The 12,979-nt window shown below is 69.9% G+C and carries 13 protein-coding genes; 7 read left to right on the top strand and 6 right to left on the bottom strand.

The genetic code is table 11. The features are described from left to right. Positions 1-173 precede the first annotated feature (173 nt). Genes ACT6XY_RS20145 through argB form a run of 3 tightly spaced genes read right to left on the bottom strand, consistent with a single transcriptional unit; the run spans position 174 to position 2,765 of the window. Positions 174-875, bottom strand: coding sequence for a pyrimidine 5'-nucleotidase (locus ACT6XY_RS20145; RefSeq protein ID WP_444750092.1), 702 nt, complete (start codon positions 873-875; stop codon positions 174-176). Next, positions 872-1,903, bottom strand: coding sequence for a DUF1036 domain-containing protein (locus ACT6XY_RS20140; protein WP_444750091.1), 1,032 nt, complete (start codon positions 1,901-1,903; stop codon positions 872-874). Before ACT6XY_RS20140 ends, ACT6XY_RS20145 begins: the two co-directional genes overlap by 4 nt. Continuing rightward, on the bottom strand, positions 1,872-2,765 hold the full coding sequence (argB, locus tag ACT6XY_RS20135; RefSeq protein ID WP_444750090.1) for an acetylglutamate kinase: 894 nt from the start codon (positions 2,763-2,765) through the stop codon (positions 1,872-1,874). The genes ACT6XY_RS20140 and argB overlap by 32 nt, the downstream gene beginning before the upstream one ends. A gap of 234 nt (positions 2,766-2,999) precedes the next feature. On the opposite strand from argB, the gene ACT6XY_RS20130 reads away from it, so the two are divergent. From ACT6XY_RS20130 to hemW, 3 genes are all read left to right on the top strand, one after another. Further along, positions 3,000-3,701, top strand: coding sequence for a lysophospholipid acyltransferase family protein (locus ACT6XY_RS20130; protein ID WP_444750089.1), 702 nt, complete (start codon positions 3,000-3,002; stop codon positions 3,699-3,701). A 95-nt stretch (positions 3,702-3,796) separates the two neighbouring features. After that, positions 3,797-4,408 carry a thiamine phosphate synthase gene (thiE, locus tag ACT6XY_RS20125; protein ID WP_444750088.1) on the top strand — a complete coding sequence of 204 codons (612 nt, stop codon included), beginning with the start codon at positions 3,797-3,799 and terminating at the stop codon, positions 4,406-4,408. A 102-nt stretch (positions 4,409-4,510) separates the two neighbouring features. Next, entirely contained in the window at positions 4,511-5,695 is a 1,185-nt protein-coding gene (hemW, locus tag ACT6XY_RS20120; RefSeq protein ID WP_444750087.1) for a radical SAM family heme chaperone HemW, read from the top strand. Here hemW and ACT6XY_RS20115 read toward each other — a convergent pair. Further along, a complete protein-coding gene (locus ACT6XY_RS20115) occupies positions 5,692-6,405 on the bottom strand; it encodes an extensin-like domain-containing protein (protein ID WP_444750086.1) in 714 nt (237 codons plus the stop codon). The genes hemW and ACT6XY_RS20115 overlap by 4 nt on opposite strands. A 119-nt stretch (positions 6,406-6,524) precedes the next feature. Here ACT6XY_RS20115 and ACT6XY_RS20110 point away from each other — a divergent pair, with 119 nt between their 5' ends. Both ACT6XY_RS20110 and ACT6XY_RS20105 read left to right on the top strand, forming a co-directional pair. Next, positions 6,525-7,907, top strand: coding sequence for an ActS/PrrB/RegB family redox-sensitive histidine kinase (locus ACT6XY_RS20110; RefSeq protein ID WP_444750085.1), 1,383 nt, complete (start codon positions 6,525-6,527; stop codon positions 7,905-7,907). Positions 7,908-7,973: 66 nt separating this feature from the next. Next, a complete protein-coding gene (locus tag ACT6XY_RS20105; protein WP_444750084.1) occupies positions 7,974-8,546 on the top strand; it encodes an ActR/PrrA/RegA family redox response regulator transcription factor in 573 nt (190 codons plus the stop codon). Positions 8,547-8,788: 242 nt separating this feature from the next. Here ACT6XY_RS20105 and ACT6XY_RS20100 read toward each other — a convergent pair whose 3' ends face one another. Then, positions 8,789-9,277, bottom strand: coding sequence for an MmcB family DNA repair protein (locus ACT6XY_RS20100; protein WP_444750083.1), 489 nt, complete (start codon positions 9,275-9,277; stop codon positions 8,789-8,791). 211 nt (positions 9,278-9,488) lie between these two features. Here ACT6XY_RS20100 and rpsO point away from each other — a divergent pair, with 211 nt between their 5' ends. Then, entirely contained in the window at positions 9,489-9,758 is a 270-nt protein-coding gene (gene rpsO, locus ACT6XY_RS20095) for a 30S ribosomal protein S15 (protein WP_444750082.1), read from the top strand. A 253-nt stretch (positions 9,759-10,011) separates the two neighbouring features. Beyond that, entirely contained in the window at positions 10,012-12,162 is a 2,151-nt protein-coding gene (pnp, locus tag ACT6XY_RS20090; RefSeq protein WP_444750081.1) for a polyribonucleotide nucleotidyltransferase, read from the top strand. 66 nt (positions 12,163-12,228) lie between these two features. On the opposite strand, the gene ACT6XY_RS20085 is transcribed toward pnp, so the two are convergent. Beyond that, positions 12,229-12,979 (bottom strand): alpha/beta hydrolase (locus ACT6XY_RS20085; protein WP_444750080.1); only part of this gene is annotated, 751 nt, incomplete at its 5' end.

Here is a 12,979-nt window from a genome sequence, read left to right as displayed (position 1 = left end):
CTCCTGGGGCGGTGGCGGCTCGTGGGGCGGCGGTGGATCGTCCGGCGGCTCCTGGGGCGGCGGAGGCGGGTCCTCCGGCGGCGGCTCATGGAGCGGTGGCGGCTCGTCCGGAGGCGGGTCGTCCGGCGGTGGCGATGGCTTCGACACCGGCGGGCGCTTCTAGGCGGCGCCGTTCACAGCCGCAGCATCACCAGGAAGGCGGTCAGGTCGTCGGTGACGAAATCGACGTGGTCGTCCTCGCGCCCCTCGAACTCCCACGCCTCGCGGAACACCTCCCGCGTGCGCTCTGGCACCACCAGCACGGTCTTCATGCCGAGCGCGTGCGGCGCTTCGAGGTTGCGCGCGAGGTCCTCGAACATCGCCGCGCGGGCCGGGTCGACCCCGTGGTCGGCGAGAAACTTCTCGTAGGTCTCGCGGTGGGGCTTCGGCAGCAGACCCGCGTCGACGATGTCGAACACCCCGTCGAAGTGGTTCTCGATGCCGAGCCGGCGCGTGATCGCCGCGACGTGCGAATGGGTGCCCGAGGTGAAGACGAACTTTCGGCCCGGCAGGGCTGCGATGGCCGCGCCAAGCTCGGGATTGGCCTGCAGCGGCGAGTGGTCGATGTCGTGCACATAGCTGAGGAAATCGTCCGGGCTCATGCCGTGCTCGATCATCAGCCCGCGCATGGACGTGCCGTAGCGCCGGTAATAGTCCTTCTGCAGGACGAAGGCCTCGTCGGTCGAGATGTCGAGGAGCTTGGCGACATAGGACTTGATGCGCCCGTCGATCTGCTCCCACAGCGACAGGTGCGCGGGGTACAGCGTGTTGTCGAGGTCGAAGATCCACGCCTCGACGTGGGAGAAGGCCTCGCGGATAGCGGTGGCGCGGGTCATCGGGGCTCCCGGAAACGGAGGGACGCGCGGCGGCGTCCGTCGAAGGTGACGGCGGCGAACCCGGCGAGGGTGCCGCCATGGGCGGCGCAGTCGGCCGTCCCGGTGATCTCGAATTCGCTGGTGCGGATGCAGGCCTGGATGTCGCCGCCGAAGACGAGGGGGCGCCCGCCACGCAGAACCGGTCGGCCCTCCGCATCGACCGCCTCGGCGAAGGACAGGACCCGCGCCGGCTGGCCCTCCACCGGCGGCTTCAGGCAGGCGCCGGGCTCGAGACGGAACCAGCCCCGCGTCGCGACCTGCCGCCCATCCTCCGTGCCGAGCGCCGCCATGATCCGGTGGCCCGTCTCGTTGCACCAGGCAAATCCCGGCCCCTCGCCGGCTCGTAGAGCCGCCAGCAGCCGGTCGAAGATGCCGGGCAGCACGGCGGCGTCCGCCGGCAGGTTCAGGTCGGTGAGGAAGGCGCGCAGCGCCGCGTCGGTCTTCGGCCCTTCCAGCCCGTCGATGGGCCCGGGGTCGTAGCCCATCCGGGTGAGAAGGCGCTGGATGCCGGCCTTGCGGGCCTGCGGCAGATCGTAGTCGGCTTCTTCCGAGAGGAAGAGCACGCCGATGCCCTCGGCGACCGTCGGCTTCACCTCAACGAAGCCGGCGAGGCGGGTGTTGGCCTGGCGGCAGCTCTGGGCGGCCGGGACGAGGAAGTCGCCCTCGCCGATGCACAATTGCAGATGTTCCGGCTGGCCGAGGCTCGCGCCCGGCGCCTCGCCGAGCGGGCGGGTGTGCAGGAACAGGCGGCCGGGCGCCTCCGCCGACTGGAGGATCGCCCGACACTGGCCGGGATCGAGCCTGAACCAGCCCCGGGTCGCCGCGGTATCGGCCACGACGACCCCGATGGCCGCCTCCGTGACCACGCTCGTGCGATTGCACAGGCGCGTCTCGGCCGCGGCCGGACCGGCGAGCGACACCACCGCGCAGAACGCCGTGGCGAGGCCCGCCAGCGCCTCACGCATGGATGAGCGTGCCGGCGCCGCCATCGGTGAGGAGCTCCACGAGAACGGCGTGCGGGGTCTTGCCGTCGAGGATGACGACGCCCTCGACTCCCCGTTCGATGGCGTAGATGCAGGTCTCGATCTTGGGGATCATGCCCCCGGTCGCCGTTCCATCGGCGATCAGGCGACGGCAATCCTCCACCGACAGCGACTTGATGAGGTTCTTGTTCTTGTCGAGGACCCCGGGCACGTCGGTGAGCAGGAGGAGGCGCTTGGCCTTCAGCGCGCCGGCGATGGCGCCCGCGAAGGTGTCGGCGTTGACGTTGTAGGTGTCGCCCTCCACCGAGGTCGCCACCGGGGCCAGGACCGGAACGAGGTCCTTGCCCAGCACCGTGTCCAGCACCTTGGTGTCGACCTTGTCGGGCTCGCCGACGAAGCCGAGATCGACGACCTTCTCGATGTTGGAATCCGGATCGCGCGTGACGCGGCTGACCTTGGACGCCTTCACCATGTCGCCGTCCTTGCCGCACAGGCCGATGGCCTTGCCGCCCGCGGCGTTGATGAAGCCGACGATCTGCTTGTTGATCGAGCCCGCGAGGATCATCTCGACGATTTCCACCGTCTGCTTGTCGGTGACGCGCAGGCCGTCGACGAACTCGCTCTTGATGCCGAGCTTCGCCAGCATCTGGCCGATCTGCGGCCCGCCGCCGTGGACCACCACAGGATTGATGCCCGACTGCTCGAGCATGACGATGTCGCGGGCGAAGGAGCGCGCGCCGCCCTCGTCGCCCATGGCGTGGCCGCCGTATTTCACCACGACGATCTCGTCGTCGTATTTCTGCATGTAGGGCAGCGCCTCGTTGAGGACGCGACCGATGTCCTGGGCGTCGAGGGGCGTATGCGACATGAGCGGCTCCGGCAGATCGCGTCGTTCGTGTCGCGACCCGGCGCGACGGTGGCAGGGTCTTAGCCGATTTGGCCGAGGGGGCGAAAGCGCCAAACAGCATCGCGTCCGTGCGCCATGAGGTCGACATGATCAAGGGTCATGGTCTGCGCGGGTGACAGGGGCGACGACACGGCCTATGGCTCGCCCAGGGGCCGGCTCGCGGAGCCTTGGCCACAGATGCTGCGATCGGAGACCATGACCGCACTCCGCTCCAGGACATTCGACGTTCTTCTCGGCGGCTGGACCGCCCTGTTCGGCGCCATCATCCCTGCCCTGCTCTGGTCCGACGCCCGCCGCCGGCGCCGCGTCTCGCGCCTCTGGGTCGCAGGCGTCATGGGCCTGCTGCGCCGCGTCGTCGGCCTCGACCACGTCGAGATTGGCAGCGACAACCGCCCCGCCGGCCCCTGCCTCATCGTCTGCAATCACCAGTCGACCTGGGAGACCATCGCCTTCATCCGCCTCTTTCCGGACGTCGCCATCGTGGCCAAGGAGGAACTGCTGAAGATTCCGGTCTTCGGCTGGTACCTGCGCCATTCGCCGATGATCACCATCGACCGGGAGTCCGGCACCCAGGCCCTGCGCCGCATGGTGGAAGGCGCCAAGGCGGCGCTGGCGGAGGGACGGCCGGTGCTGCTCTTCCCCGAGGGCACCCGCAAGGATCCCGACGCGCCGATCGACTTCAAGCGCGGCGTCGAGCTCCTCTACGGCCGGCTCGACGTTCCCGTCCTTCCCGTCGTCGTCAATTCCGGTCGCTTCTGGGGCATCGGCCGGCCGGCCAAGCGACCCGGCACCATCACCGTCTCCTGCCTGCCGCCGCTCCCTCCCGGGCTCAAGTCCGGCGAGATGATGGAGCGGGCCGAGCGGATGATGGAAGAGGAACGCCGCCGGATCGGGTGAGCCGGGCGGCCGCCTTGACGACGCCGGGTCGGCAGGCACTCTCCGCCCGCCCCCGGGGCCTGCGAGGCCGCACCATCCCTTGAGGAGCACGAGCCATGACGCGCTATCCTGACCGCTTCTATCCCGTCGTCGACAGCATCCGCACCCTGATGGACCTCGTCGCCCTCGGCGTCGGCACCATCCAGCTCCGGGTGAAGGACCTCGGCGAGGCCCAGGCGGCGGCCCTGGTGCGCGAGGCCGTGGAATCCGTCGAGGGTTCGCCGGTGCGCCTCGTCATCAACGACTACTGGCGCGCCGCCATCGCCGGCGGCGCCCGCCATCTCCATCTCGGCCAGGAAGACCTTGCGACGGCCGACGTCGGCGCGATCCGCGCCGCTGGCCTGACCCTCGGCATCTCGACTCACGACGAGGCCGAGCTCGAAACCGCCCTCACCCACCGGCCGGACTATATCGCGCTCGGCCCCATCTACCCGACGACCAGCAAGACCACGCGCTTCGACCCCCAGGGCCTCGACAGGCTCGGCGTCTGGAAGAAGAAGATCGGCGCCATTCCGCTGGTCGCGATTGGCGGCATCACGCTGGAGCGCGCTCCGGCCGTCTATGCGGCGGGCGCCGACTCCATCGCCGTGGTCTCCGACATCGCCCATGCCGACGACCCCGACACACGCGTGCGCGAATGGCTGGCGCTGGAGCCGGCCGGGGACTGAGCGCGAGCCGGCGGGTAGCTCCCCCTAGCCATCCGGCCCCGCGACCGCTACCTCACGGCATGAGCCGCCGGACCCTCCGCCCGGCGTCGAGACCCAGAGCCGATGACCACCGCCCCGCCCGGCACCGGGGGCCCGGACGATCCCGGTTTCGGGATCTATGTCCACTGGCCCTTCTGCGCCTCCAAGTGCCCCTATTGCGACTTCAACAGCCACGTGCGCCACGTCGCGCCCGACCAGGCGCGCTATGTCTCCGCCTTCGGACGTGAACTGGCGACCGCAGCGCGGCGCACCCCCGGTCGCACGGTCTCCTCGATCTTCCTCGGCGGCGGCACGCCCTCGCTCATGGAGCCGGCGACGGTGGGCGCCATCCTCGAGACGATCGCAAAGCTCTGGACGGTTACCGCCGACTGCGAGGTGACGCTGGAGGCAAACCCCACCAGCGTCGAGGCAGAGCGATTCCGCGGCTTTCGCGCCGCCGGCGTCAACCGCGTCTCGCTCGGCGTCCAGGCCCTCGACGATGCCGATCTCAGAAGCCTCGGGCGCACCCATTCGGCCGATGAGGCCCTGCGCGCCGTCGACGTCGCCCGCCGCCATTTCGACCGCTACTCGTTCGATCTCATCTATGCCCGCCCCGGCCAGACCACGGCCGGCTGGGAGGCCGAGCTCCGCCGCGCCATTGCGGAAGCCGCCGAACACCTCTCGCTCTACCAGCTGACCATCGAGCCCGGCACCATGTTCGAGGCGCTGCACCGGGCCGGCAAGCTCGCCATGCCGGACGATGACATGGGCCGCGTGCTCTACGACCTGACGCAGGCGGTCTGCACGGAAGCGGGGCTGCCGGCCTATGAGATCTCGAATCACGCCCGCCCCGGCGCCGAATGCCGGCACAACCTCATCTACTGGCGTTCGGGCGATTTCGTCGGCGCCGGCCCGGGCGCCCATGGCCGCCTCACCCTCGGCAACGGCCGCATCGCCACCGCCACCGAGAAGCATCCGGAGACCTGGCTGAAGCGGGTGGAGGAGCAGGGCTCGGGCATCGTCTCGGAAGAGCACCTCGTCCAGATCGAGAACGCCGACGAGTTCCTCGTCATGGGCCTGCGCCTCGCAGAGGGCATCGACCTCGCCCGCTACGAGGCGTTGTCGGGCCGGCCTCTCGACCCGGAACGCATCGCCTTCCTGGAGGGAGAGGGTTTCGTCCGGCGCCTGCCGGGCGGCCGGCTGAAGGTGACGCCCGAGGGCTTTCCCGTCCTGAACGCGGTGGTGGCCGACCTCGCGCAGACCGGCTAGCGGCAGGCGCGCCCGCCGCCGACGTCCAGGTGGAAATGGTCGTAGTGCAGCGGGTTGTAGTCCGGCGACAGGGTAACGTCGAACCAGCGACAGGCGGCATCGCGCACAGCGCGCAGGAAGGCGGCCCGGCCGGCCTCCGCAGACGACCAGTCGGCGGTCAGCGTCAGGCGGCGGCCGTCGGCGAGCACGAACCCGCTGATGTCGATGGCATCCGCCGTGGCGTGGCGGCTGCGACGCCCTGAGGCGGCGTGGTTGATGTTGCGGCAGGCATAGGTGCCGAGATGCTCGACGCGCGTCACCGGGGCGCCGAGATGGGCGCGCGCCGCGGGCCCGACGGCGTGGCGGTCGAGCATGGCGAGGGAGAGCGCCGCCCGGCAGGTCAGGATGACGGGCGAGGACAGGCGCGTCGCCCCGGCGAGCGGCGTGCGGCCGGCATCGGTGAAGCCGCAGCCCTCGCCGGTGGTGCGGTCCGGAACCGGTTCGAAGACGATCCCGCCACGGGCGAGCGCCGCGCGGCAGAGGTCGCCGTCGCCGCGCGCGCGGCCGAACTTCAAGCGCGTCAGGAACCCCGGCTCTTCGGTGAGGTCGAAGGGCGCGAAGGGATTGAAGCGCGGCGGCAGGACGATCTGTCCCGAGGCGATCAGCGCCGCCGCGAAGAGCAGGCCGAGGACCAGCGGCAGGACGAGGAGGCGGGCGATGCGGGCGGCCATGCGCCAGCCTAACAGGCGAGGCCCCGCCCTGTTCCGGAAAGGGGGGCGCGGCACGCCGCCGCTGGTCACGGCGGTTCCGCTCCATGGCCTTTGGCCGCGGGACCGCCTAGTTTCGCCCCATGGCGAATACACTCACCCCTTCCCTCTTCGACGCGGCACCGGCGCTGCGCAGCCTCCGGCTCGAGACGCTGATCCGCCTGCGCTGGTTCGCCGTGGTCGGCCAGACGGCCGCGATCGTCGCGGTCTACTGGGGGCTCAACGCCGAGCTGCCGCTCGACCTCTGCCTGCTCGCGGTCGCCGCCTCGGCCTGGATCAACATCACCCTGCGGCTGCGCTATCCCGCGAACCACCGTCTCTCGCCGCTGGAGGCGGGCTTTTCGCTCGCGTGGGACATCATCCAGCTGGCGATCCTGCTCTATCTCACCGGCGGCCTGGAGAACCCCTTCTCCTTCCTCTTCCTCGGCCCGGTGCTGATCTCCGCCACCTCGCAGCCACCGCGCACGACGCTGCTGCTCGGCCTCCTCACCGTCGTCTGCGCCACCTTCGTCGGCTACCTCCACATGCCGCTGCCCTGGGAGTGGACGAACGACCTGAGGCTGCCGCCGCTCTATCTCATCGGCGTCTACGTGGCCCTGCTGATCTGCCTCTCGTTCATCGGCCTCTACGTCTGGCAGGTGGCGGAGGAACAGCGCCAGCTCACCGAGGCCCTGACCGCGACGGAACTCGTGCTCGCCCGCGAGCAGCACCTCTCCCAGCTCGACGGCCTCGCCGCCGCCGCCGCCCACGAGCTCGGCACACCGCTGGCCACCATCGCCCTCGTCACCAAGGAACTCGCCGGCGTGCTGCCCAAGGACGGCCCGATCGGCGAGGACATGACGCTGCTGCGCGAGCAGGTGCAGCGCTGTCGCGACATCCTGGCCAAGCTGAAGAGCCTGTCGAGCGGCGACGCGCCCTTCGACACCATGTCGCTCGCCCAGTTGATCGAGGAGGTGGCGCAGCCCCACCGCTTCTTCGGCATCGCCATCACCGTCGACCTGCCGGACAAGCGCGAGGGCGAGCCGCTCATCGCCCGCAATCCCGGGCTTCTCTACGGCCTCGGCAACATCGTCGAGAACGCCGTCGACTTCGCCCGGTCCTCGGTCGTCATCGCGGCCCGCTGGGACTCCGAGGTGGTGACGGTCACCATCATCGACGACGGTCCGGGCCTCGCGCCCGATATCCTCGAACGCGTCGGCGAGCCGTACCTGACCCGCCGCGGCAAGGGCCGTGGCCGGAGCAGGCGCCTCGACCGGATCGAGGAGCCGGGCGAGGAGAAGACGGGCCTCGGCCTCGGCGTCTTCATCGCCAAGACGCTGCTGCAGCGCTCCGGTGCGCGCGTCCTCTACCGCAACCGGCCGGGCCTCGAGACCGGCGCCGTGGTCGAGGTCACCTGGCCGCGCAGTGCCTTCGCCACCGCGGGAGGCGGCGGTTCGTCGCGGCCGTTACCGGCGCCGATGACTTGAGGGAACGCCCCCGCGACCCTACATCTGCGGCACAACGTCCGTTTCGCCACCTCCAGGAGTGACCCGATGCTTCCCACCGAGTCCGCACCGCAGATGCCGCAGGCCGCCCTGCCCGTGGACCGGACCTTGCTGGTGGTCGATGACGACAAGCCCTTCCTGCAGCGCCTTTGCCGCGCCATGGAGGCCCGGGGCTTCCAGGTCACGGCCGCGGAGAGCGTCGCCGACGGCCTCGCGGCGGTCGCCGCCCGTCCGCCCGCCTTCGCGGTGGTGGACATGCGCCTCGGCGACGGCAACGGCCTCGACGTCATCTCCGCTCTGAACGAGGCGCGCCCCGACGCCCGCGGCGTCATCCTCACCGGCTACGGCAACATCGCCACCGCGGTGACCGCGGTGAAGCTCGGCGCGGTCGACTATCTCGCCAAGCCCGCTGATGCGGACGAGGTCTTCGCCGCGCTCCTGGCGGTCGCCGGCAAGACCGCCGACCTGCCGGAGAACCCGATGTCGGCCGACCGGGTCCGCTGGGAGCACATCCAGCGCATCTACGAGCTGTGCAGCCGCAATGTCTCCGAGACCGCCCGCCGCCTCGGCATGCACCGCCGCACCCTGCAGCGCATCCTCGCCAAACGCGCGCCGCGCTGAGGGGCTGAGGTCGAACGGCACCGCCGATATTCGGCCGAACGGGTGTCGCGGGATTCCTGCCGGCCGCCCGGTTCCCTCACCCGTCATGCCCGGGTTCATCCCGGGCATCCATGACTTGACCACCGCCCCGTGAGAATTCGTGGATGCCCGGCGCAAGGCCGGGCATGACGCGGACAGGGCATTGCCAGACGAAGAATGGCGCGCAGGCGGCGGCGCCAGGTCCAGCTCGCCCCGCGCTGACTCTAGAGATCCGTCAGCCCCCGCGCCTGCGGGTCGCAGAGGAGGGTCATGCGGCCGGCCGCGGCGCGGGCGAAGCGCAGCATCATCACCTTGCGCGTTGGCGCCGGCAGCGCGGCGGCATCCCCTTCGCGCACCAGTTCGGCTCCATGGGAGTCCGCGAGGATGAGCCCGGCGTCCGCGGGCAGCATGTCCACGGGAAAGTCCGGCGCCACCGCGAAGAGCACCCGGTCGGCATGGGCCCGATAGTCGCCCCACTTGCGGTCCGTGCGGAAATCATCGACCGAGGACTTGATCTCGACGATCCACAGCGTGCCGCTGCGCGACAGCGCCGTGAGGTCGGCCCGCCGCCCGGACGGCAGCGCCAGTTCGGGCACGACGGCGAAATCCAGCGCCGCGAGAAGCCGCGTCGTGCCCCGCGCGATGGCGAGCGCCCGCTGCGACTGGCGGCCGTCGACCGGCGGGACGAGGGAGCTTGCGGCGAATCCGGACATCGTCCGATCATGCCGCAGCCGGGCGGGGAATGAAACGGGAACGTCGCCGCCTGCTTCCCTTGCTGCCATTTTCGTGTATAAGCCGCGCCTTCGGCCTCCCTCGGGGAAGCCGGACCGTGCCTGCGCTCTTGGCGCTCCACGGCCATCCGACCGCGCTGGACGACATCCCGGCGCCGGCCGCCTCACTTCCATCCCACAGAAGGAACGCCCGATGTCGATTTCCGACGCCCGCAAGACCGAGCTCATCCAGCAGTATGCCACCAAGGCCGGCGACACCGGTTCGCCCGAGGTGCAGGTGGCCATTCTGACCGAGCGCATCACCAACCTGACCGAGCACTTCAAGACCCACGCCAAGGACAACCATTCCCGCCGTGGCCTGCTGAAGATGGTCTCCGCCCGCCGTTCGCTCCTCGACTACGTCAAGGGCAAGGACGAGGCGCGCTACAAGACGCTCATCGAGCGCCTCGGCATCCGCCGCTGACCCCAACGGACCGGCCCCGGCGGACACCGCGCGGGGCCGAGCCGCATTCCGGGCGTGAGGTCACCGAAACGCCCGTCTATCCCGGCAGGTCGCGAACCGCGCGACCTGCGCGCCAACAAGGCAAATCCACTGGACCAGTCGACCGCCATGGCAGGATCGCAAGGGGCTCGGGATCACTAGATCCTGAGATCGAGCCTCTCGCCGTCTTGCGCATGGCCGTCTGCCGTCCGATCCGTCCGAGAAAGGAAACAAGATGTTCGAAACCCATCGCGAGGAGATCACCTGGGGTGGTCGCAAGCTCGTGCTCGAGACCGGCAAGGTCGCCCGCCAGGCCCACGGCGCCGTGCTCGCCACCTACGGCGACACCACCGTGCTCGCCACCGTCGTCTCCAACTACGAGCCGAAGGCCGGCATCGACTTCTTCCCGCTGACCGTCAACTACCAGGAGAAGTACTTCGCCGCGGGCCGCATCCCCGGCGGCTACTTCAAGCGCGAGGGCCAGCCGACCGAGCGCGAGACGCTGATCTCCCGCCTCATCGACCGCCCGATCCGCCCCCTCTTTGTCGAGGGCTACAAGAACGAGACGCAGGTCATCATCACCACGCTCTCCCATGACATGGAGAACGACCCCGACGTGCTCGCCATGGTCGCCGCGTCCGCCGCGCTGACCCTGTCCGGCGTGCCCTTCATGGGCCCGGTGGGCGCCGCCCGCGTCGGCTACATCGACGGCGAATACGTGCTGAACCCCTATGTCGACGACATGAAGGAGTCGAAGCTCGACCTCGTCGTCGCCGGCACCGCCGACGCCGTGCTGATGGTCGAGTCGGAGGCCCAGGAGCTCTCCGAGGAGGTCATGCTCGGCGCCGTCATGTTCGGCCACAAGTACTTCCAGCCGATCATCAACGCCATCATTGCGCTGGCCGACAAGGCCGCCAAGGAGCCGCGCGACTTCACGCCGCCGGATCACTCGGCGCTCGAGAAGGAAATGCTGGCCCTGGTCGAGAAGGACCTGCGCGCCGCCTACGCCATCCGCGAGAAGACCGCCCGCTACACCGCCGTCGGCGAAGTGAAGAAGAAGGCCCTCGAGGCCTTCACCGGCGAGGGCGAGGGCAAGCACGACAAGCAGGTCGCCGCCGGCGTCTTCAAGGAGCTCGAGGCCAAGGTCGTCCGCTGGAACATCCTCGACACCGGCAGCCGCATCGACGGCCGTGACCTCGTCACGGTGCGCCCGATCGTCTCCGAGGTCGGCATCCTGCCGCGCACCCACGGCTCGGCGCTGTTCACCCGCGGCGAGACCCAGGCGATGGTCGTCACCACGCTCGGCACCGCCGAGGACGAGCAGTTCATCGACTCGCTGACCGGCACCTACAAGGAGAACTTCCTCCTTCACTACAACTTCCCCCCCTTCTCGGTGGGTGAAGCCGGCCGCATGGGCCGCGCCGGCCGTCGCGAGATCGGCCACGGCAAGCTCGCCTGGCGCGCCGTCCATCCGATGCTGCCCGAGAAGCACGAGTTCCCCTACACGATCCGCGTCGTCTCGGAGATCACCGAGTCGAACGGCTCCTCCTCCATGGCCACCGTCTGCGGCGCCTCGCTGGCGCTGATGGATGCGGGCGTGCCGATCAAGCGTCCGGTGGCGGGCATCGCCATGGGCCTGATCCTCGAGGGCGAGCGCTATGCGGTGCTCTCCGACATCCTCGGCGACGAGGACCATCTCGGCGACATGGACTTCAAGGTCGCCGGCACCGCCGAGGGCATCACCTCGCTGCAGATGGACATCAAGATCGCCGGCATCACCGAGGAGATCATGAAGGTCGCCCTCGGCCAGGCCAAGGGCGGTCGCGAGCACATCCTCGGCGAGATGGCCAAGGCGCTCACCTCGGCCCGCGCCGAGCTCGGCGAGCATGCCCCGCGCATCGAGAGCTTCAAGATCCCCACCGACAAGATCCGTGAAGTGATCGGCACCGGCGGCAAGGTCATCCGCGAGATCGTCGAGAAGACCGGCGCCAAGGTGAACATCGAGGACGACGGCACCGTCAAGGTGGCCTCCGCCAACGGCGAGCAGATCCGCGCCGCGGTGAACTGGATCAAGTCGATCACGCAGGAGCCCGAGCTCGGCATGATCTACGAGGGCACCGTGGTGAAGGTCGTCGACTTCGGCGCCTTCGTGAACTTCTTCGGTTCGCGCGACGGCCTCGTCCACATCTCGCAGCTCGCCAACAACCGCGTCGGCAAGGTCACCGACGTGGTCAAGGAAGGCGACAAGGTGAAGGTGAAGCTGCTCGGCTTCGACGATCGCGGCAAGACCCGCCTGTCCATGAAGGTCGTCGACCAGGCGACCGGCGAGGACCTCGAGAAGAAGCAGAAGGAAGCCGCCGCCGAAGAGGGCGATGCCGCGGAGTGATCCGGCGGCCTGACGGCTATCAGAATCGGAAAGGGCGGCTTTCGGGCCGCCCTTTTTCGTATCGCCTCACGCCCCGAAGAAGGCCGTCACGTCGTCGAGCACTGGCGTGAAGCGCAGCAGCGGCGCCAGCGCCAGCACCGTGCCGGCATGCCCCACTCCATCGTATTTGCGCACCGTCACCGGCACGCCGGCGGCACCGAGCCGGGCGGCGAGAGCATCGGTGTTGCGCGGCAGCACGGTGGTGTCGGCCGTGCCCGTGCCGAGGAAAATGCGCGGGGCACCGCGGCGGGCGAAGGTGATCGGCTGCGTCTCGGCGGGATTGCGGGCATTGCCGAAGGCCGCCTGGGTCACGCGGCCCTCCAGCGGCAGGAAGTCGTAGGGGCCGGAGAGGCCGGCCGCCGCCCTCACCGCCTGGCGCGGAACGCCGGCGCGGGCGAGATAGCGCGGATCGAGCGCCAGCATCATGGCGTTGTAGGCCCCCGCCGAATGGCCGGCGAGGAAGAGGCGCCCGGGATCGCCGCCGTAGCGGGCGATGGTCTCGCGCACGAAGGCAAGCGCCCGCGCGCCGTCCTCGATGAAGGTCGGAAAGCGCACCTCGGGGACGAGGCGATAGTCGGCGATGACCGTCACGTAGCCGCGGCCGACGAAGGCGTCGCCGACGAAGCCGTAGGTGCCCTTCGCCCCGCTCGACCAGGAGCCGCCGTAGATGAAGAAGACGACGGGCCGCCGCGAAGCACCGCCGCGCGGCACGTAGATGTCGAGCCGCTGGCGCGGGTCCGGTCCGAAGGCGACGTCGCGCGTCGGCAGGCCCTGGGCG

Source organism: Phreatobacter sp. (assembly GCF_052440005.1).
GTDB lineage: Bacteria > Pseudomonadota > Alphaproteobacteria > Rhizobiales > Phreatobacteraceae > Phreatobacter.
Note: the sequence above shows the minus strand (reverse complement) of the source record. Positions and strands in the feature narration are given on the sequence as shown.

Excerpts from the sequence above, each read along its gene's own strand:
- ACT6XY_RS20145 (WP_444750092.1), bottom strand. The coding sequence starts at position 875 with ATGACCCGCGCCACCGCTATCCGCGAGGCCTTCTCCCACGTCGAGGCG.
- ACT6XY_RS20140 (WP_444750091.1), bottom strand. The coding sequence starts at position 1,903 with ATGGCGGCGCCGGCACGCTCATCCATGCGTGAGGCGCTGGCGGGCCTC.
- argB (WP_444750090.1), bottom strand. The coding sequence starts at position 2,765 with ATGTCGCATACGCCCCTCGACGCCCAGGACATCGGTCGCGTCCTCAAC.
- ACT6XY_RS20130 (WP_444750089.1), top strand. The coding sequence starts at position 3,000 with ATGACCGCACTCCGCTCCAGGACATTCGACGTTCTTCTCGGCGGCTGG.
- thiE (WP_444750088.1), top strand. The coding sequence starts at position 3,797 with ATGACGCGCTATCCTGACCGCTTCTATCCCGTCGTCGACAGCATCCGC.
- hemW (WP_444750087.1), top strand. The coding sequence starts at position 4,511 with ATGACCACCGCCCCGCCCGGCACCGGGGGCCCGGACGATCCCGGTTTC.
- ACT6XY_RS20115 (WP_444750086.1), bottom strand. The coding sequence starts at position 6,405 with ATGGCCGCCCGCATCGCCCGCCTCCTCGTCCTGCCGCTGGTCCTCGGC.
- ACT6XY_RS20110 (WP_444750085.1), top strand. The coding sequence starts at position 6,525 with ATGGCGAATACACTCACCCCTTCCCTCTTCGACGCGGCACCGGCGCTG.
- ACT6XY_RS20105 (WP_444750084.1), top strand. The coding sequence starts at position 7,974 with ATGCTTCCCACCGAGTCCGCACCGCAGATGCCGCAGGCCGCCCTGCCC.
- ACT6XY_RS20100 (WP_444750083.1), bottom strand. The coding sequence starts at position 9,277 with ATGTCCGGATTCGCCGCAAGCTCCCTCGTCCCGCCGGTCGACGGCCGC.
- rpsO (WP_444750082.1), top strand. The coding sequence starts at position 9,489 with ATGTCGATTTCCGACGCCCGCAAGACCGAGCTCATCCAGCAGTATGCC.
- pnp (WP_444750081.1), top strand. The coding sequence starts at position 10,012 with ATGTTCGAAACCCATCGCGAGGAGATCACCTGGGGTGGTCGCAAGCTC.